Below are 20,605 nucleotides of genomic sequence, written 5' to 3'. Positions count from 1 at the left end.
AACAATTCAGAGATCTGTTTGAGTGTTTCAAAGAAAAATGTGAAAAACAATTTCTATTGCCGAGCGGCATCTTATGTAATGTGTCTTGTAAGAAATTGGCAGGATTTAAGATCCTTTATCTCTTGAGTAGCAAATATAAGAGAAAATGTCGGCTTTGTCAATTTATAGCCGAAAAAAATACGCGATTGTCAGTCGCGTATTTTTTACTGAAAATGCTGGGCTTAGATATTGTCATCAATAAACGCAGTCAGTTTAGATTTTGGCGCAGCACCCACTTGAGTTGCAACAACTTCACCATTTTTGAACATCAACAAAGCCGGGATATTACGGATGTTGAAATTTACGGCAGTTTGTTCGCAAGAAGTTACGTCAACTTTCACGATTTTAACTTTGCCCTGGTATTCATCAGCAAGCACTTCTAGTACGGGTGCAATTGCTTTACATGGTGCACACCAGCCCGCCCAGAAGTCGACCAGTACAGGTACGTCTGATTGAAGAACGTCTGCTTCGAAGTTTGCGTCAGTAGTGTTTACGATGTTGCCAGACATGGAATGTGCTCCAGATTAATATTTTAAAGATAACTAATTATTAGTATTACATAGCCATCTTTAACAATGTAGGGGAATCTGTAAATTTTCAATGCTTAATGTTATTTTGTCTAATGGATGATCACGATAGTGATGATCGTGTCCTACTATTGTTCCCGATATAAAAAGAATCATGCATCAAATTGTCGCTACAAATGGCTTTTAAATTGCATGCATGTGAATTACTCTAAGCACAATTCGTTAAAGGTTTATTTCCGGAATGTCTGACTTTTTGATTGATGAAGAATTACTTGCCGCCATCGATATGGGATCAAATAGCTTTCATTTGGCCATCGCACGTGTAGATCATGGCGAAGTTAAAAAAGTGGCATCAATGTCAGAAAAAGTTCAGCTTGCCGCCGGACTCGATGAAAATAAAAATTTAACCGAAGCTGCACAGCAACGGGGTTTGGCCTGTCTGGCACGTTTTGTCGGACGTTTAGGTGCAGTTCAGCCAAATCGTTTACGGATTGTGGCGACCAATGCCTTGCGTCAAGCCAAAAATGGGCATGAATTTATTCAAAAAGCTGCAGAAATTCTACCCAAGCCAATCGAAATTATTGCCGGCCGTGAAGAAGCCCGTCTGATTTATCTCGGGGTTTCGCATACCATGGCCAACAGTGGTCGTCGTCTGGTGGTTGACATCGGTGGCGGTTCGACTGAGCTGATTATTGGTGAAGAGTTCGAGCCGATTCATACTGAATCGGTGCAGATGGGCTGTGTCGCCTTTACCAAGGCTTATTTTCAGGATGGTGAGATCAGTGCCAAAGCTTTTGATAAAGCGGTTACTGCGGCGCGTAAAGAAATCTCCGGAATTGCCAATACCTATAAAGAAGCCGGCTGGGATGCGGTGGTCGGTTCCAGTGGCACGATCAAGGCCTGTCGTCAGATTTGTATCAATATGGGCTGGAGCAATGACAAAGAACAGCTCACCCGTGAAGGCCTGGAAAAACTCAAAGACAAACTGCTCAAATATAAATATGTCTCGGATATGGAATTCGAAGGTCTCAAAGAAGACCGCCGCGCGGTATTGCCGGCTGGGATTGCCATTCTCTATGCTGTGTTTGATGTGCTCGGAATTAATCATCTGGTTTATTCGGATGGTGCGCTGCGTGAAGGCGTGATGTATGACTTGCTGGGCCGTTTCAAGCATGAAGATATCCGTGATCGTTCCGTACATGCCCTGATTGGTCGTTATAATGCCGATGCCAAACAGGCCGAGCGTGTGGTCCAGACTGCACAAAAACTGTTTAATGACGTGGAACATGAACTGGGCCTGACGATAGAGGATAGCGATCTGTTACGTCGTGCTGCCTATCTGCATGAGATTGGTTTGGCGATCAGCCATAGTGGTTATCATCGTCATGGTGCCTATTTATTACAACACTCCGATATTGCCGGTTTCTCACAAGTCGACCAAAATCATTTGTCACATTTGGTCGCACACCATCGCCGCAAATTGCGCGTTGATGCCAAGCATGATGTGATGAAAGTCGGTGGATCGAAACTTTTATGGTTATGTTTGCTGCTTCGTCTGTCGGTTTTGGTCAATCACAGTCGTAGTGATGAGATGCTTCCTGCCATTGAACTCAAGGTTGAAAATGCGCAACAATGGCAGCTCAGCGTGTCTGGTGATGCCCGACAATGGCCATTGCTGGTGGCTGAACTGCATGATGAACAGCAGCAATTTAAAAATTGGGAGATTGAACTCTCGATTCAATCCGAACAGTTTGTTAATTAATACCTTTATAGGGATGAAAACGGTTAACCTATGAAAAATAAAGCGACTCCATCAAAAGCATGGGCGACAGTGCAGATTGCACGTCATCCGGAACGTCCACAATTTCTGGACTATGTGGGTGAAATATTCACTGAATTTGATGCTTTACATGGTGACCGCCTATATGGTGATGATGGTGCGATGATTGGTGGTCTGGCTCGTTTTGATGGTCAACCGGTGATGATCGTCGGTCAGCATCGTGGTCGTAGTACCCGTGAAAAATTACAGCATAATTTTGGTATGAGTAACCCTGAGGGTTATCGTAAGGCGCAGCGTCTGTTAGATATGGCTGAACGTTTTAATCTGCCAGTCTTCACCTTTATTGATACCATGGGTGCTTATCCGGGAGTTGGTGCAGAAGAACGTGGTCAGGCAGAAGCCATTGCCACCAGTCTGGCGCAGCTTTCTAATTTGAAAGTACCGGTGATTGCAACTGTACTCGGTGAAGGCGGTTCAGGTGGCGCACTGGGTATTGGTGTGGCAGACCGTGTGGTGATGCTGTCTCACAGTATCTATTCAGTGATTTCACCTGAAGGCTGTGCATCGATTCTTTGGAAAACTGCCGAAAAAGCCGAACAGGCCAGTGAAGCCTTGGCGCTGACTGCAGAAAAATTGCAGAAAATGGGCATTGTAGAATATGTGGTAGATGAAGGTGAGGGCGCTCATTTAAATCCGGATCATGTGATGAACAGCTTGAAAGCAGTGTTAAAAGAAGCTTTGAATGAACTGCAACCAATGGAAGCGCAAGCACGATGCGAAGCACGTTACCAACGTTTAATGAAGTTTGGCAGCGACAATTTAGGTCTGGTTTCTTAAAACAGCTGCAGGGCTTTCCTGCAGAGACAAAATTTCTCATCGGGTGCAGTGGCGGCGTAGATTCTATGCTGCTACTGCATCTGATGTTTTTTTTATGCCCGGAAAAAGTTCGGGCGATTTATATCGATCATCAATTACAAGCTTTTAGTGCAGATTGGGGCAAGTTCGTGGCAGATCGATGCCAGCAACTGAGTATTCCCTGCATCATCCAGCCGGTTCAGGTCGAAAATGGCAATCTGGAACAGCAAGCGCGTCATTGCCGTTATCAGGCTTATTTACAACATTTGCAAACGGATGAAATTCTGGTGTTGGCGCATCATCAACAGGATCAGGCAGAAACCTTAATGCTACGTTTATTGTCTGGTGCTGGCGTGGATGGTTTGGCGGCCATGAAACAGGTTGATGTACGTGAAAATCTCACCATTTGGCGGCCACTGCTGGATATTTCCCGTGAGCAGATTTGCCAATGGGCAAAACACTTAAATATTCAAAATATTGAAGATCCGAGCAATGCTGATACCCATTATGACCGGGCCTGGGCACGCCAGACCTTGTGGCCAGTTTTGAGTGAACGTTATCCGAAAATGCAGTCTGCGCTGGTACGCACCAGTGAACTGATGCAAGATGCCCAGGAAATTTTGCAAGAAGTATTACAACAAGATTTACAGGCGTGTGGAACCGATACGCAACTTGATTTGTCTAAACTTCTACAACTGTCAAGATCACGGCAACGCCAGTTACTCTCCGCCTGGATGAAAGGCGAAGCGCAGTATCGCCCCTCTTTAGATATGGTCGAGCGTCTGCAACGCGAGGTAATTCATGCCAAACCCGATGCGCAGGCGGCCTTACACTGGAAAGATTATTACTATGTACGCTATCAGCAGCAACTATATCGTTTGACAGAAGAGGTTTATTTGGCCGAGCAGCAACAGCTTCAAACTGGCCTAAAAACCTTGAAAATTGCGTTAAAAGATCATGTGCAGGTCTTGTCCGGAAAATATGTCATTGAATCTGCAAAGGTGGGTTTATCCGCAGCATTATTGCAGCAGCCCTTATACTTGCAGCAGCGTCAGGGGGGTGAAAAGATCCATCTCTATGGTCGTGTTGGCGCCTGGCCGCTGAAAAAAGCCATTCAGGAAGCGCAAATATTTCCTTGGGTTCGGCATACTATTCAAATATTAAGCACAGATAATGTTATGCTAGGCGTGTTTACCCCTAAAGGATTTTGGTTGGCCCAATCTGCATATTGTGAAGCAGGGGGATGGCTGCCGATTTCGGTTTCTTCAACTTTAGAACTCAACAACGAGCATTAAACATGAGTGCAGCTTTAAATTGTAATATTAGTTTTATTGGTGGCGGTAATATGGCCCAAGCCTTAATTGGCGGCCTGATTTCGCGTGGTTTGCCAACAACACGTATTACAGTTTCTGATCCGGTCGAACAAGTCCGTGCCTTACTTGCGGAAAAAGAAATCAATGTGACCGATGATAATAGCGCTGCAATTCAGGATGCAGATATTGTGGTGTTTGCGGTAAAGCCTCAAGTTTTGGCACAAGTGTTACAGCCTTTAAAAGGTCTGGTCAATGATAAGCTGATTATTTCCATTGTTGCCGGTGCGGAAATAGCGACATTGGCAAGCTTATTGGGGACAGCGCGTATTGTACGGGTCATGCCGAATACGCCAGCCTTGGTACAAACCGGGGCGCATGGTCTATACGCCCATGAAGATGTAGAAAATAGTGACCGTGATTTGGCCAGTCAGGTTTTAGCCTCTACGGGCTTGACCATTTGGGTGAATTCAGAAGCGCAAATTGATGCGGTGACTGCTGTATCGGGTTCGGGGCCGGCTTACTTTTTCTATATGATGGAAAGTATGATTCGTGCGGGCAAAAATTTAGGGCTGGATGAAAAAGTGGCTACGGCGCTGACCTTGCAAACGGCTTTAGGTGCGGCACAAATGGCGATCACCAGTTCGAACACCCCAGCCGAGCTGCGTAAAAATGTGACCTCTCCAAATGGAACGACACAGGCAGCCCTTGAAGTCTTCGATCGCGCCCAGATTTCTCAAAATATTCAGGCCGCACTTGCCGCTGCACAAAAACGCAGTCAAGAACTGGCACAAGAGCTCAGTGAAAGCAGCAAATCTTCAGTTTAATTTTTAGGAACGTTCAAGTATGGGTGCAAATTCTGCGCTAATTTTTGGCATTATCATTAACGTCGCGATTTTGCTCGTATTCTTCCGATTTTTAATGCAATTGGCTGCTGTCAGCCCCTACAATCCCGTGGTTCTTTCGACTGTAAAAGCCACTAAAATTGTAGATGTGTTTGGTCGAATTTTCCCAACTTTGGCCAAAGGCCGTGTCAATACTGCCGCTTTGGCATTATTGGTGGTACTGTATTTGCTGAAAATTTTCGGCATGATGTATCTCTCTGGTGGCATGCCGAATGGTCCTGTGCATTTACTGATTTTGACCTTTGTCACCATGATGCAGGACTTGATCCGTTTCTGTCGTTATTTGATTTTCGCTACGATTATCTTAAGTTGGGTGGTGATGTTTACCCAGTCTCGTTCACCGTATATTGAAGTGGTTCAGGAGTTGGCTGAACCATTGCTGGCACCTTTCCGTAAGATTATGCCAAATATGGGGATGATCGATCTCTCTCCAATTTTTGCTATTTTAACCTTGATCATCATTGAAATGATCATGAATCAGGTGGCAATTGTATTGTTGACCGGACTTTAATCGGATTCAAATAAAAAGGACGCTGAGGCGTCCTTTTTATTTGCGCCTCCCTTTTCTAAAGGGAGGTTGGGAGGGGTTTAAATTTCCCCAAACCCCTCTTTTTCAAAGAGGGGCTTTACCTTACATCTTCCAACTCAAAATTATGGACTTCAAGAAAGGCATAGGAATAAGTAAATGAAATTTTCTCTTCCTTTGGGATGAGAAGCATTGCTGCGCAAGGGGGAGAGGGGGTTAAAACCAACCTGCATCCCCTTGCCGAATATATGCCTCATCTCCTATAGGGAGGAAGGGGCTTAAAGGCGCATTAATGCGCCTCATCCCAGTTTTTACCTTTACCGACTTCAACCAGCAACGGTACAGAAATCTGCAATACCGATTGCATGACTTCAGCCAGTTTCGGTGCCAATTCATCGGCAATAGCTTCATCGACTTCAAACACCAGTTCATCGTGGACTTGCAACAGCATTTTGGCCTGATCTTTTGGCAACATCTTGTCGACTTCAATCATTGCCATTTTAATGATATCTGCAGCCGAACCCTGTAGCGGAGCATTAATTGCAGCACGTTCTGCTGCTTTGCGCACCATCATATTACGAGCATCAATATCCGGTGTATATAAACGACGACCAGAAACGGTTTCGACAAAACCTTGATCGAGTGCCACCTGACGGGTGCGTTGCATATATTCATAAATCCCCGGATAACGATGGAAATACTGTTTAATGTATTCTTGTGACTCTTGACGAGTAAAGCCCAACTGACGGGTTAGACCGAATTCAGACATGCCATAGAGCAGACCAAAGTTCACGGCTTTGGCTTGGCGACGTTGATCATTTGTCACCTCTTCAAAAGCGATGCCCAAAACTTCTGCTGCAGTACGACGATGCACGTCCTGACCGTGATTAAAGGCATGTACCAAGGCTTCGTCTTGGGAAAAATGCGCCATGAGGCGTAATTCAATTTGTGAATAATCGGCAGCGAGCAGCACACGACCTTTCGGTGCTACAAAAGCTTTACGAATTTGACGGCCAATTTTTTCGCGAATGGGAATATTTTGTAAATTTGGATCTGTTGAAGATAGACGACCCGTTGCAGTCAGTGCTTGATGATAACTGGTGTGTACGCGGCCACTGTCATTATTGGCCTGTTTGCATAAACCATCAGTATAGGTGCTTTTCAGTTTAGACAGGCCACGATATTCCAAAATCAATGCGGCAATCGGATGATCCAGTTTTTCTAAAATACTTTCACTGGTGCTGTATTGGCCAGTCGAGGTTTTCTTGCCGCCTTTGAGGCCCAGCTTATCAAACAAAATTTCACCGACTTGTTTTGGTGAGCTGACATTAAAACTTTGGCCTGCTAATTCAATAATCTGGTTTTCCAGATTCTGAATGGTTTGTGCAAATTCTTCACTGAGCTGGTCAAGGAAATGCACATCTAACTGAATGCCATTTTCTTCCATTTTCGTTAATACACGTGCCACCGGCATTTCAATGCGATGCAAAAGCTGACTTAATTCAGGATGGACTTTGAGTTTTTCATCCAAAACTTCATAAAGACGATAAGTGACATGAGCATCTTCAGCAGCATAATGTGCGGCGGTTTCCAGCGGAATCTGGTTAAAGGTTTTCTGTTTGGCTCCTTTACCGGCAACTTGTTCATAGGTCGTGGTCAGATGGCTCAAATACAGACGCGCCACATCATCCATACCATGACGGGTTGCCACAGAATTCAGCACATACGATGCCAGCATGGTATCAAAATACCAGCCTGCCAAATGAATGCCATGGTTTTCCAGTACATGCGCATCATATTTCAGATGATGACCAATCTTCTGTACGCTGTCATCTTCCAGAATCGGCTTGATCTGTGCCAAGATGACTTCACGATTGAGCTGTTCCGGTGCGCCTTCATAATCATGGGCCAAAGGAACATAGTAGGCATCGTTGGCATCAAAGGCGACCGAGAAGCCGACAATCTGCGCGATACGATAATCCAGACTGGTGGTTTCAGTATCAAAGGCAAAACGTTTTTCGCTACTTAAGCGCGCAAACAGCTTGTCCCAGTCCTGCTGGCTTAACACGCTATGATAGGTCGCTTGACCCAGCTGATCATCGCCACTGGTCACAGAAGCATGATCTTCTGTGGTGTCTGGCAGAGTTGCCGGTTTGGCGGTAATGGATCTTGCCGCCTGTTTATAATTTGAATGATTCGGGTTGTTTGGGTGATCTAAGGATTGTAGCTGATTACGAAATTCCAGCTCGGTGTACAAATGACGTAAGGTCTCGACATTCGGCTCACCCAGTTTTAAATTGTCATAACCAAAGTTAAGATCCAGATCGATCACAATACTGGCCAGTTGATGGTCCAGTGCAATGCCATCCACATGCTCTTTAATATTTTGACCGACTTTGCCTTTGATCTTGTCGACATTTTCCAAAATGCCGCCAATCGAACCATATTCGGTCAGCAGTTTTGCCGCAGTTTTGGCACCGACACCTGGCACGCCCATGATGCCATCAGAAGCATCGCCCATCAGGGTCAGGTAATCAATAATCTGATTTGGCCATACGCCAAACTTTTCAAACACGCCATCGACATCCAGCGGCTTTTCTTTAAAGCTGTCTTCCAGGGTCACTTTGTCTGTGACCAATTGCGCCATATCTTTATCACCAGTCGAAATCAGCACCTGATGTCCCAGGGCTTCGGCACGTTTGGCCAATGTCCCGATAATGTCATCGGCTTCGGCACCCGGTAAGGTATGCAGGGGAATACCCAGCGCACGAATCAAGGCATGCAAATAAGGAATCTGTTCGGATAATTCCGTCGGCATGCTCGGGCGGTCACCTTTATAAATCGGTGAAAGCTCATGCCGGAACGTCGGTTCTGGCGTATCGAAAATCACCGCCATATGGGTCGGTTGGATCCGACGCATCAGTTTTTGAATAGCAGAAATCGCACCACGAATTGCATTGGTATGTAAACCGGTTGACGTGGTTAATGGTGGCAGTGCGTGAAAGGCACGAAATAAAAAGTAAGAGCCATCGACCAAGACAAATGGTGGCATGTAATCAATTCCTTATTCAAAATACAGCGCTATTGTACGTGATTTTTACTACGCTCGCTGAGGCGAGTCTGAGTTTACAGCTTAGCGAATATCGGCTGAAGATGAAATAAGCAGCACAAGCTGTTGTATGATGGAATGATTCAGGAAAGAGAAATATAAGAATGGCTGCAGGACGCAATGAGTTACGCATGATCTGGCTGATTACTCTGCTAATTGTTGGGATCAGTGCTTGGTATCTGGATTATCAGATTGTGACTTATCTGTGTGGTGTGGGTTTTCTCTTCAGTGTGATGCAATATGTCAGCGCAGTAGAAGCCCCGCTACAGCAACTGGCTGCACAGCAGCAGAGGTCTCTGGAACGCAATTCGAAAGTTCCTTTATATGTCTCTTCAATTATTGCCATTGTCGGTGGGCTGGCCGAGCTTGACTGGTTGATGGGCATCGGGATTACCGCCTGGGTGTTCTTTTTACTCCGATGGCTGCAACGTCTGGAAGGGCGCTTGATACAGTTACAGTCGCAATCTTATTCTGCCGATCCACCACCCTCGACACCACCGAACTGGTCTGATGCTGCACCTGTGACTGCTCAACCGGCTCTAAATTCTCAGTCCACGCCTAATCTCATCGATCAAGTGCAGCGCTGGATCTTTCAGGGCAATCCGGTCTTAAAAGTCGCCATTAGTATTTTAGTGATCGGGATTATTTTGTTGCTGCGTTTTGCCACCGAGCACTGGCAGCTGAGTCTGGCTGCTAAATTAGGTCTGGTTGCGCTTGCCAGTTTGTTTGTAACAGGACTGGGCTATCGGCTGATTCCTAAAAACCGCAGTTTTGCTCTGGCGCTGGAAGGATTAGGTTTAGGGAGTTTGTTTCTGACATTATTCTTTGCCTATTACAATCTGGTGATTCCAACACTACCGCTGGCAGCATGTGTATTTATCATCATTTTGGCAATGACGCTGTATTTAAGTCTGAAACAGGAAAGTATCGAACTGGCCATAATGGCTTTGCTGATTGCTTATCTGGCGCCGTTTACCTTGCCAATCCGAGATGCTTCCGCTGTTGAGCTGATCAGTTATTACTTGCTGATTAATGTCGGGGTGGCAGTGCTGAGCAGCTTCCGCCCCTGGAAAATTCTCAATCAGATTGCCTTTTTAATTACGGCGATTGTCGGTGGAATGTATAGCCTGATTCATGGTGATACTCATGAGCGTTATGCCATGACTGCGCTGATTCTGGCGCATAGTGCGCTGTTTATCTGGCTGGGTTTTCGTTTTAGCCAGTTGCTGGCACGACAGGATTTGTCCCGTTTTCAGCTAAAACCGGTACTCGACTTGGCCTTGATTTTTGCCGCACCGATTACTGCTTATATTTTTCTGTATCTGATTCACTTTAATCAGCCCGATCAAAAACTCTGGCAAGCCGGTCTAAGTCTGTTGTTCGCAGGGGTCTTTGCCACTTGTTGGACTTTATTGCGCCAAAAACAAACGATTCAGCTTATTTCACAAAGTTATCTGAGTCTGATGCTGATTTTTCTGGCACTGGTGCCACCGATCTTATTGACCGAACAATGGAGTGTGGTTGGTTGGGCTGTGGAAGGGGTACTAATTTATCTGTGGGCCTTAGAGAAAAATGTCCGGGTGGCGCATTATTTAAGTATGGGCTTATTGTTGATGGCCGGATTTAGCAGCCTGTATTATCTGGTCGAAATCAATCCCACACCGCGGATGATTTTCTGGATTTTGAGTCTGTGTTATGTGGTAGTGGTGGCGATCAGTCAGCTCAAAGAAAAATACCAGCAGCAACTGGATAGTCTGAGTATCAGTTTTTTAAGTAGTTTAAGTGTTGCAGCCAGTTTAATGCTCTTTGCTTTGCTGGAAGATGAATTTTCGAGTCAGCATGCCTATGTGTTGAGTTTATTCATCATCACACTGGGCTATGTGCTGTTGAATGAAATGATTCTGCGCAAAAATCAGCAATGGTCCTGGTTGCTACCGAAGTGGAGTGGTATCTCACCCTTGCTGGTCATTGCAGTGATTTTGACACTGGATCGCAGTCAAAATGCGGTGATTGTCTGGGATAGCGGTCTGGAGCGCGGGGTTTTTGCCCTTTCGGCGATGCTATTAGCGATTCTGTGGCTCAGACCGCTGGCTGGTTTGCAGCTATCCAAAGAATGGATGAGTTTGGGCGTTTTTAGCAGTTTGGCTTTGGCCAGTCTGTGTCTGATCCCGAGCATGCCTTATTTCAGTATGGTGATCTTACCTTTATTGTTTTGCCTGTGGTGCTATCGACAGGACCTGCAATCAGGCTGGCAGCAGCTTTGGCAAACCAAGTGTTGTTTATTGCTGATGGCCACTTGGCTGGTATGTTCACAGTTATTTAGTCAGCAAGCATTCCAGTATTACTGGTTGCCGATTCTGAATCCTTTTGACCTGATCAGTATCGCCATGTTTGCCAGTTTTATCTGGATGCTGTTGCAACAGATTAAGGTTGGCCGTGATAAGGGCATGATCGCAGTCTTGATGGTGTTGAGCCTGTTATGGCTTTCCAGTTATATGGTTTTAAGAGCTTTACATGTGTATTTACACACGCCGTTTAATGATATGGAGCTATGGGGTAATGCGACGGTGCAACTCAGCTTGACTGTACTTTGGGTATTACTGGCCTGGATCACCATGTGGACGGCAACCTTAAAAAACCTGAAGCCGATGTGGATTTTAGGCGGCAGTATTCTGGTGGTTGTGACCTTAAAATTGGTGCTCTTTGACCTGTCGCATATTGGCACCCTGACGCGAGTCATTTCCTTCTTGCTGGCAGGTGGGGTGATGCTGCTGATTGCTTATATTGCGCCGATGCCAGAGAAAACTGATTGAATCCTCTCCCTAAGCCTCTCCTTTAAAAAGAAGAGGGAATCGAAGGGTTATTTTAGATCAGGCTCTCTTTTGAGGGCCTTGTCATTGGCATATTGGTCAATATCAACATTCTCTAAGGGGCGAGATAATGGATGGTCGACAAAGCCCATTTTCGGCACTGGAATTTCAATCTGATTATCGACAAAGCCATTACGAATCCGTTCCTGCATTTCATCGCGTACTTTCAGATAATTTTCCTGCTGGCACCAGATCGCAAATAACAACTCGATGGATGATTCACGAAAGGCGGTAACGGTGACTGCAGGTTTCGGGTCAGCCAAAACTAATGGATACTTATTGGCGACATCCAGCAGCACTTCTCGTACTTTAATAATATCTTCGTGGAAATTGATCGCCAGCGTAATCGGAATACGCCGTATCGGAAATTTTGACAGGTTCTGTACCGGTGCCCGAATCAGCTGTTCATTCGGCAAACGTACATAGATATTATCCTGCGTGAGGAGTTTGACTGAAAGCAGGTCAATCGAAATCACTTCACCTTCAATGGTATGCCCACGAATCAAGGTGATTTGAATAGTATCACCGACTTCAAATGAACCTTCACCAATTAGGAACAGACCACTGATCAGGTTGGATGCCGAGGTTTGTGACGCAAAACCCAAGGCTACGGTGAGAATCCCGGCCGCGCCAAGGAAGACACTCAGTTTAAAACCGGCTTCTTTCAGGCTGGCCATTACAAACAGCAGGAAAATAAAATAGAAAATCCCGCGGCGCCAGACCAGCTTCTGATGGGCATTAAAACGTACACCAATGGTCCGAATAAAGGTATTGGAAATAAAGCGCGCAATCAGGAAACCAATAAAACATAACACCACCGCGACCAAAATTTCGGTTAAACGGTCGGTATTGATATTGGTAAATACTCCCTTCAGGCTGTTGGTGACTTCGGTCGGAATATTTGAACTTGGCATCAGACGCCCTTAGAAAAATGAATCAAACATATTAAATAAAGCGCCCGCCGGATCACGCGGTGGATGCAGATAGGCGACTTCACCGGCATTTGGCGGGGTACGGTTCTCCACCCGAATACGCGGTGGGCGGTCCGAACCTTCATGCAAGACCCGGATTTGCGAGGTCCATAAGCGCCCGGTACTTTCACTGTAAAATAACGGCAGGGCAGGCACCGGGACATTCATCCGGTCAAAGCGCAATTGCTGGTTACTGGTATTGTGAAATTCAATCGGTGTAACCGCACGAAAAGCGCGTGGATGCAATTGTTTCAGTTCAGTTCTGCCATCGACTGCAGTGGCATAGCAGATTTCACCTGAGCGATGATTGGGCCCAAACCAAGTGTCTTTTGGCAAGATCACAGGGAGATCAAAAATTGGTTCGCGCTGACCCTCGACAAAACCGGCAATCCATAAGGGCGTGCTGATATAAAGCGTACCACGTTGTCCGGCAGGAATATAAATCGGATCAACCGGCTTGATCACCACCGAACGGTTTGCTAAACGTGGCATCAACTGTAATTTATTTTGGGTGGATTTGAACATATAACGTTCAATGTGCACCGGCGCTGGAAAGGCAAAGTTCGGATCATCAATCTGATGCCATTGCTGCTCATAATCATATTGCACCACAGGACGATAGTATTCCAGTCGCCATTCCTGAATGCCTCGAGTCAGACGAAACAGCAAGGAACCAAACTGCCAGGCTTTGGATTGATTTATTTCAAAAATCTGTTCTCCCCACCAGCGCATTTTCGCTGTATTCGGGATTAATTCATCTTTATCTTGCGGCAATGTTGGCACCCTTTCTTGCTAAATCTTTGAAAACATACTTCACGCTGTCATATGCTTAGAGTACACTCAATTTAAATTTTTTCATCATTATTATAATCCGCGATGCAAGTACTTAAACAATTACAAATCCCATATAGCTTCGCCAAGCGCCATGGTGTGCTGTTGCGTTATGAGGGAGATCAGGCCTTTATTCTGCGTCGTGACAATACCTCGATGCTTGCATTGCAGGAAGCGCGCCGTCTGCTCGGTTATCCGGCTCATTTTCAGCTGTGCAGCGAACAGGAATTTAACCAGTTACTCAGCTCCAGTTTTGCCGGAGATAGCGGCGAATCACAACAGGTGGCTGCGGGTCTGGAAGATCATCCGGATTTACTCAGTCTGGCCGATTCCGTACCTGAAGCTGAAGATCTGATGGATCAGGAAGATGATGCGCCGATTGTACGACTGATCAATGCATTATTGTCTGAAGCGATTCGGGTCGGGGCTTCCGATATTCATATTGAATCTTTTGAGAAAAAACTGTCGGTACGTTTACGGGTCGATGGCCAGCTCCGTGAAATTGTCCAGCCGCGCCGTGAACTTGCGCCGCTTTTGGTCTCGCGGATTAAAGTCATGGCCAAACTGGATATTGCGGAAAAGCGCATTCCACAAGATGGTCGTATTTCCTTGCGTCTGGCCGGACGTGAAGTCGATGTCCGTGTATCTACTTTGCCATCCTCTCATGGTGAGCGTGTGGTGATGCGTCTGCTGGACAAGCAGGCCGGTCGTTTAAATATGACCCATTTGGGCTTGATGAATAATGACTATGATCGACTGAAAACTCTGGTGCATCGTCCACACGGCATTATTTTAGTCACTGGCCCCACCGGTTCGGGTAAAACCACCACCTTATATGCCGCACTTTCTGACCTGAATGATGGTTCCAAAAACATCCTCACCGCTGAAGATCCGATTGAATATCAACTGGAAGGTATTGGTCAGACCCAGGTGAATACCAAAGTGGATATGACCTTTGCACGTGCCTTAAAAGCCATGCTGCGCCAAGATCCTGATGTGGTGATGGTGGGTGAAATTCGTGATCTGGAGACCGCAGAAATTGCGGTGCAGGCCTCCTTGACGGGGCATCTGGTGTTGTCGACCCTGCATACCAATACCGCGATTGGTGCTGTCACGCGTTTGAAGGATATGGGCATTGAGCCGTTCCTGCTTTCAAGTTCCCTGATTGGGGTAATTGCCCAGCGTCTGGTCAGAACGTTATGTCCGCATTGCGCGACCTGGTATGAAGCAGATGCTTTTGAAAAGAAACTGTTTGAAAATATTGAACATCCACAGGATTTAAGACTGCCGCAACCACAGGGTTGTGAACGCTGTGGCAATACTGGTTTTAGTGGGCGTACTGCGATTTATGAAATTGTGCCCGTCGATGATCATATGCGCCGTCTGGTTCATGGCAATGCGGCCGAATACGAAATAGAAAGTTATGCACGGCAGCAATCCGGTTCGATTCGGGATGATGGTCTGCGCAAAGTTTTGGCAGGGAAAACTACCATTGAAGAAGTATTACGGGTCACCAATGAAGCAGCAGAATAATTTTTTAATCTGCTGCTTTTAATGACTTATCCTCAGGATATCTGGATATTTACCAGAGGCTGACGATTTTTTTCATCAGTTGGGCCCGAAAAGGTGCAGTCGGATTGCCCGGATTCCGCTGAGTTTCATTTTCATAGAAGGTCTGCCAGGCCTGCGCCATTTCTAAAGTAACCCCATCCTGTTTCATTTTTTCAACATCGGCTGTGGTGACACGCTGGAAACGGACTTCGGCATCTTTGGGGCCAGCACCCCAACCAATGATACCTTTACCAAATTCAGGCAGAATCATATTGTTGGGTGTTGCAGGAATAGGCAGACGTTCAATCTCGGCATTAACTACAGATTTTACTTGGGGGCGAACTTTTTCTGAAATTTGCAGCTCTGCAAAAGAGGCAGTCGCAATGCTGAACAGGAGAGAACTAGAAATAAATAATTTAAACATAAGGTGATTTAAAATAAATTATTGCAAATAAGAATCATTATATATAAGTATTAAGATTTTTGCTTTTGTTTTGAAAATAGAATTGGCCTTTAAGGGAAGATGCAGCGATTAAAATTTTATAATAGCGCTCTAGCTATCCTGAAGCATTTTTTCAGGATAGCGGTTGAATCGAAAAATTAAGTAATGACGTTTAAGTTCACATCAATATTATTGCGGGTTGCATTTGAATACGGACAGACAATATGCGCGGCATCTACCAGTTTTTGCGCTTCTTGCTGATCCATACCTTCAAGATGGATATTTAAAGTCACCTCAATACCAAACCCGGTCGGAATTGGACCAATTCCTACATCACCCTCGATATAAGCATCTTTACTCATATTCAGTTTGTCACGATTGGCAACAAATTTCATCGCACCCAAGAAACATGCCGAATAACCTGCGGCAAAGAGCTGTTCAGGGTTGGTTCCACCACCAGGTCCCCCCATTTCTTTGGGCACGGCCAATTGTACATCTAAAATCTGATCGTCAGAGGTGGCGCGGCCATCACGACCACCTGTGGCTTTGGCATGTGCGGTATAGACGGCTTTTTCTAATGACATGAGCTTAATCCCTATTTATTGTTCATGGAGCTTCTATGCTCGGCGATTTTGCCTGAAGAATAAGCAGGGATTTTGTTAATTTATGCAAGTATCCGGGCAGGTTTCTTAAGAAAGTTGTAGCAGTTTACGATGTTGCATTAAAGGCATGGATTCACGGATTTTTTGCTGTTCACTTAAATCAAAGTCCACCGTAATCAAATGTGCGCCATCAGCATGGATCATATTCAAAAGTTGGCCGCGGCTATTGGTGGCAGCTGCATGCCCCCAAGTCTGACGTTTTTCACCATGCCAGCCTTGTTGAGCGGCGCCAAGTACCGAACACTGGCTATCCATGGCACGGGTTTGCAGCAATAACTGCCAGTGCATTTCACCCGTGGTATAGGTAAATGCAGAAGGCGCAGTCAGCAGGTTTGCACCCTTAGCACGTAAGCTTAAAGCCAGTTCTGGAAAGCGCAGGTCATAACAGACCATCAAGCCGATATTGCCAAAAGGAGTCTTCGCGACGACCACCTCTGTACCAGGCTCAAAGAATTTGGACTCCTGATAACCACCGACAGCATCGCCGACTTGTACATCAAACAAATGAATTTTGTCATAACGCGCTTCGGTTCGTTCAGGACTGATACACAGACTGACAGTACGCACCCGGCCATCTTGAATGATTGAACCATCCGGACGATAAGGGCAGGGCAAAGTCCCGGCCACAATCCAGGTTTGATATTGATGGGCAAGTTGTTCCAGACGTTGTTGAATGACTTCAAATTGTGCAGCAGTTTCGCGTTGTTTGCCTGCTGCGAAACAGACGAAATTTTCCGGGAAAACAATTAACTCAGCACCATTGGCCTTACTTTGTTGAATTAAAGACTCAATCTCCACAAAATTGGCGTCAATTTCATTTTGAGAATTCATTTGTGCAACAGAAAGTAAAGTCATGCGGTCCTCTTATATAGTCGTTATACCTTTTGCTCGGAGATTTTATCTAAATTGTCTTGCTCTTTCTGTAACTGTTTGACTAAAGGTTCAAACATATTCTGGTTGCTTTGATTTAGCTTCATCAAGGTTTTATGCGCATCCAGAACGGTATTGAGCATATTTTGATGCGTCACATGTTCTTCCATCAGCGCACGGGTGCAGACATTCGGATCGCCACAATAATTCAGAATCACAAACACCTGGCTCAGTCCCATACTGTTGGCCAAAGTAGTAATGTCGGAATTGGTAGAAAGCATAACAGCTTGAATATTATGTACTTGCTTGAGTTTCAGTCCTAACTTGGCCAAAACACCGAGTACGGTACTGTCAATAAAACTGGTTTCGGTGAGATCAACGATAGCGCCAACTACGTTGTCCTGCTGTTCAATTTTGTTCAGTAATTTGTCTAGACTAATACAAGATTGGGCACGCACTTCGCCGATAAGCTTAAAAATATGCGTTCCATTCAGACTTGCATATTCAACATGACCTGTTGACATATAAATGCCATTTGCAGAGAAGGATATTAAATTATCCCATAGGGTGTATTGATACTCAAGTAGCTGAAAGTGGTAATCAAATTAAGTGCTTATAAAGTCTGTAAATATACTGCTAATTTACGCGGATAAAGCTTAAAAAGGCGATATCGTCGGCCACATGTTCTGGAGCCTGAAATGACTCATTCTGCAAGTGATGTAATAATTGCGAAAATTGCTCATTTAATCCACCATCAAAGGGTTCCAGTGCACCATCTGAACAGATGATAAAACGGGCATTAGGGCTTAATACCCATTCGTTTTCTTCAACCTCAAGCTCTTCGGTCAGACCTAAAGGGAAGCTGCTGGTAGAGAAAATCTTAGGCTCTTGATTGGGTTCAAATATAATCGGTGGGGGATAATGTCCGGCACTGGACCATTTTAATACATGGGTTTCCAGATTTAAAATCCCGGCAATCATGGTGATGTGCTTTTCAATATTTTCCTGCATTAGCATGCCGTTAAGCTTTTTAATCAGCTCGCGCGGCGTTTTGGAGCGACCGTGAAAAGCAGCCATCCAGGACGTGAGTAAACTACTGGTGACGCCATGTCCAGATACATCGGCCAAATAGAAAATCACTTCTTTGTCGCTAATTTTCCAGTAATCATACCAATCTCCAGAAAGATAGGCTGAAGGCTGAAAATAAGTTTCGACCTCATAATTGGTCAGTTTAATCGGGTTGGGTAACAATCTTTTTTGTAGTTCTGCCGCAGAAGGCAGATCACGGCTATCCTGGTTACGTTTATATTGCGCATCAATTTTTTGCAGCGCCAGGTCAGGATTTTCAGGAAGTTTATTCCAGATCCAGCCTGCCAGCGCCCCTTGCTCCCAAGCCTGAGCCAACGCTGTGCCTTCATGCTCTAAGGCCAGCACAATGGTAGGCAGATTCCACTTATATTTCAGATAGTCATGTACATCTGCAATTGCGATAATCGTAGAATCATACAGCTCATGATCATCCAGATAGATCATCTGAATATGCGGAAGCGTATCAAGTACCTGATCTAAATAGGGAATATCACGAGTCGGTTGAATGAAATACATAAAAAAGTGATTCGATCTCAGGGTTGGTTATAAGATGTACTATAACAAGCAAGGTATTGCTAGCGAACAGATTTCACTAGCAATCATACATCAAGCATGAACTTAAAGATCTTCTTCTGAAGATTCAATATTGTTCTCATCAAAAGGTACATCTTCAGAACTATCTTCTTCGAAGTCATCTTCTAGGAATAGGGTATCTTGTTCTGTACCTTTCTTTTCAGCAATCGCGTAATTGGTGCGTTGCAAGTAAATATCCCGAATCTGGGCATAACGATCACCGGTCAGCACCCCTTCAACATCCAGTATTTCCGAGCGGTTATCAATGGCACGCCAGAACTGGTCGGTCCAGTAAAGCCCATCTTCATCTTCGAGAAGATATTTTTGTGGGCGGGTTTGACTATCTACAGCAGTACCAATCACCCCACGCACTGAACTTGGGCCTAAAAATGGCAACATAATATAAGGACCAGACGCAACACCGTAATAACCCAAAGTAGTTCCAAATCTCTCGTCTTCATGACTTAAACCAAGGCGACGTGCCGGATCAGCCAAACCTAAGGTCGTTAAAGTATTAATGGTAAAACGTCCCAAGGATTTTGCTGCGCGGGTCGGACGACCCTGAATCAGCTGATTGACCACATTCCAGGGTTCCCCCAGGTTATTACGGAAATTGGTGTAGCTACCGCGGACATCCTGTGGAACTTTCTCAACATACTGAACAGCTATAGGACGTACCACAGTACGGTCAATCGCATCATTAAACTGATAAATCTTTCTATTTAACGGTTGGAAAGGATCTTTGACTTCTTCAGCCTGTGCTGCACTGGCATCGACTTTTAGCTGTGTCTGTAATTGTTGTGCCTTGGCCGATATTTTGGTTCTGAGTGGCGTTTTCAAAGATTCATTTTCCACATCCGTGTTGACCTCTGCGAAAACATGTACGCTTGATACTAGAGAAAATAAGCATATAGATAAGTAAATAGAACGATGCATAAGGAAACCCGAGGCCTTGTCTGAGTAAGGAGCACTACTTATTAGTATAAAAATAATAAACGTTATATTCACGAATAGACATCATTTAAGCAAATTTGTATAAAAAATGAATGAAAATACACAAAAAGAGTAAAAAATGTACATGCAAAATAATTTTCTTGAAAAAGGTGTTGCAAGCGCTCTGAAATGCTGTAGAATGCACATCCATCGGCAGTGATGAAGATTAAAACTTCTGATAAAACAGTAACTTAGCACGAGGTGTTAAGATTGGGTTTTGTTGGTTAAGTTCAAATTAATTTGAATTACGGATTGACACTTTAGAAATTCAGTGTAATATAGCCGACCTAGCTTGCTGGTGACGAATCAGCAAGAAGATCATTAAGAGCTTATGAAGAACAACTTGTGTGGATTTTTACTGGTTGATCGATCGAAATTATTTTCATTGATTGATGGTAGAAATGACTCGAAGTTTATTTGAGAAATATTTGTCAGAAAATTGATGAGCCAAGATTGGTGTCCTTTAGGCACTACTGATTTTAAACTGAAGAGTTTGATCATGGCTCAGATTGAACGCTGGCGGCAGGCTTAACACATGCAAGTCGAGCGGATGAAAGTAGCTTGCTACTGGATTCAGCGGCGGACGGGTGAGTAATGCTTAGGAATCTGCCTATTAGTGGGGGACAACATCTCGAAAGGGATGCTAATACCGCATACGTCCTACGGGAGAAAGCAGGGGATCTTCGGACCTTGCGCTAATAG

The 20,605-nt window shown here is 45.0% G+C and carries 17 protein-coding genes and 1 rRNA gene; 8 read left to right on the top strand and 10 right to left on the bottom strand.

Going from position 1 to position 20,605, the window contains the following annotated elements; genetic code table 11:
- Nucleotides 1–221: 221 nt before the first annotated feature.
- Nucleotides 222–548 (bottom strand): thioredoxin, encoded by a 327-nt coding sequence (trxA, locus tag FTU90_RS06270; RefSeq protein WP_004278266.1) that lies wholly within the window; start codon nt 546–548, stop codon nt 222–224.
- A 259-nt stretch (nt 549–807) separates the two neighbouring features.
- Here trxA and ppx point away from each other — a divergent pair, with 259 nt between their 5' ends.
- From ppx to FTU90_RS06245, 5 genes are read left to right on the top strand one after another with little or no spacing between them, the layout of a single operon-like run.
- Complete coding sequence (gene ppx, locus FTU90_RS06265; RefSeq protein ID WP_074384073.1) at nt 808–2,328, top strand: exopolyphosphatase; 1,521 nt, start codon at nt 808–810, stop codon at nt 2,326–2,328.
- A 30-nt stretch (nt 2,329–2,358) separates the two neighbouring features.
- Nucleotides 2,359–3,183, top strand: coding sequence for an acetyl-CoA carboxylase carboxyltransferase subunit alpha (locus FTU90_RS06260; protein ID WP_005095813.1), 825 nt, complete (start codon nt 2,359–2,361; stop codon nt 3,181–3,183).
- A complete protein-coding gene (gene tilS, locus FTU90_RS06255; protein WP_159138726.1) occupies nt 3,120–4,496 on the top strand; it encodes a tRNA lysidine(34) synthetase TilS in 1,377 nt (458 codons plus the stop codon). The genes FTU90_RS06260 and tilS overlap by 64 nt, the downstream gene beginning before the upstream one ends.
- 2 nt (nt 4,497–4,498) lie before the next feature.
- Entirely contained in the window at nt 4,499–5,338 is an 840-nt protein-coding gene (proC, locus tag FTU90_RS06250) for a pyrroline-5-carboxylate reductase (RefSeq protein WP_005095818.1), read from the top strand.
- Between the two features lie 19 nt (nt 5,339–5,357).
- The gene (locus tag FTU90_RS06245; RefSeq protein WP_005095820.1) at nt 5,358–5,927 is read left to right on the top strand and encodes a YggT family protein; all 570 of its coding nucleotides are present in this window, start codon (nt 5,358–5,360) and stop codon (nt 5,925–5,927) included.
- Nucleotides 5,928–6,231: 304 nt separating this feature from the next.
- Here FTU90_RS06245 and polA read toward each other — a convergent pair whose 3' ends face one another.
- On the bottom strand, nt 6,232–8,994 hold the full coding sequence (gene polA / locus FTU90_RS06240; protein WP_159138727.1) for a DNA polymerase I: 2,763 nt from the start codon (nt 8,992–8,994) through the stop codon (nt 6,232–6,234).
- Nucleotides 8,995–9,155: 161 nt separating this feature from the next.
- On the opposite strand from polA, the gene FTU90_RS06235 reads away from it, so the two are divergent.
- Complete coding sequence (locus tag FTU90_RS06235) at nt 9,156–11,864, top strand: DUF2339 domain-containing protein (RefSeq protein ID WP_159138728.1); 2,709 nt, start codon at nt 9,156–9,158, stop codon at nt 11,862–11,864.
- Nucleotides 11,865–11,911: 47 nt separating this feature from the next.
- Here FTU90_RS06235 and FTU90_RS06230 read toward each other — a convergent pair whose 3' ends face one another.
- Both FTU90_RS06230 and FTU90_RS06225 read right to left on the bottom strand, forming a co-directional pair.
- Nucleotides 11,912–12,835, bottom strand: coding sequence for a mechanosensitive ion channel family protein (locus FTU90_RS06230; RefSeq protein WP_005095828.1), 924 nt, complete (start codon nt 12,833–12,835; stop codon nt 11,912–11,914).
- A 9-nt stretch (nt 12,836–12,844) separates the two neighbouring features.
- Complete coding sequence (locus FTU90_RS06225; RefSeq protein WP_167381259.1) at nt 12,845–13,624, bottom strand: hypothetical protein; 780 nt, start codon at nt 13,622–13,624, stop codon at nt 12,845–12,847.
- 144 nt (nt 13,625–13,768) lie between these two features.
- On the opposite strand from FTU90_RS06225, the gene gspE reads away from it, so the two are divergent.
- Nucleotides 13,769–15,256 (top strand): type II secretion system ATPase GspE, encoded by a 1,488-nt coding sequence (gspE, locus tag FTU90_RS06220; RefSeq protein ID WP_159138729.1) that lies wholly within the window; start codon nt 13,769–13,771, stop codon nt 15,254–15,256.
- A gap of 49 nt (nt 15,257–15,305) precedes the next feature.
- Here gspE and FTU90_RS06215 read toward each other — a convergent pair whose 3' ends face one another.
- The 6 genes from FTU90_RS06215 to FTU90_RS06190 form a co-directional block, all read right to left on the bottom strand.
- Nucleotides 15,306–15,698 carry a DUF4951 domain-containing protein gene (locus FTU90_RS06215; RefSeq protein ID WP_005095834.1) on the bottom strand — a complete coding sequence of 131 codons (393 nt, stop codon included), beginning with the start codon at nt 15,696–15,698 and terminating at the stop codon, nt 15,306–15,308.
- Nucleotides 15,699–15,874: 176 nt separating this feature from the next.
- Complete coding sequence (locus tag FTU90_RS06210; protein ID WP_005095836.1) at nt 15,875–16,300, bottom strand: organic hydroperoxide resistance protein; 426 nt, start codon at nt 16,298–16,300, stop codon at nt 15,875–15,877.
- 105 nt (nt 16,301–16,405) lie between these two features.
- A complete protein-coding gene (locus FTU90_RS06205; RefSeq protein WP_074384078.1) occupies nt 16,406–17,233 on the bottom strand; it encodes a carbon-nitrogen hydrolase family protein in 828 nt (275 codons plus the stop codon).
- A gap of 20 nt (nt 17,234–17,253) precedes the next feature.
- The gene (gene gigB / locus FTU90_RS06200; protein WP_004647542.1) at nt 17,254–17,772 is read right to left on the bottom strand and encodes an anti-anti-sigma factor GigB; all 519 of its coding nucleotides are present in this window, start codon (nt 17,770–17,772) and stop codon (nt 17,254–17,256) included.
- 112 nt (nt 17,773–17,884) lie between these two features.
- Nucleotides 17,885–18,853, bottom strand: coding sequence for an RsbU family protein phosphatase GigA (gene gigA, locus FTU90_RS06195; protein WP_005095839.1), 969 nt, complete (start codon nt 18,851–18,853; stop codon nt 17,885–17,887).
- A 102-nt stretch (nt 18,854–18,955) separates the two neighbouring features.
- Nucleotides 18,956–19,846 carry a VacJ family lipoprotein gene (locus FTU90_RS06190; RefSeq protein WP_005095841.1) on the bottom strand — a complete coding sequence of 297 codons (891 nt, stop codon included), beginning with the start codon at nt 19,844–19,846 and terminating at the stop codon, nt 18,956–18,958.
- A 538-nt stretch (nt 19,847–20,384) separates the two neighbouring features.
- Between FTU90_RS06190 and FTU90_RS06185 the strand changes: the two genes are divergently transcribed.
- Nucleotides 20,385–20,605: ribosomal RNA gene (locus FTU90_RS06185) — 16S ribosomal RNA — on the top strand; the annotation flags it as partial.

The organism is Acinetobacter sp. YH12200 (assembly GCF_013418175.1).
Lineage (GTDB): Bacteria > Pseudomonadota > Gammaproteobacteria > Pseudomonadales > Moraxellaceae > Acinetobacter > Acinetobacter pseudolwoffii.
The sequence above is the reverse complement of the archived record's forward strand: the minus strand, read 5'-3'. Positions and strand labels throughout refer to the sequence as shown.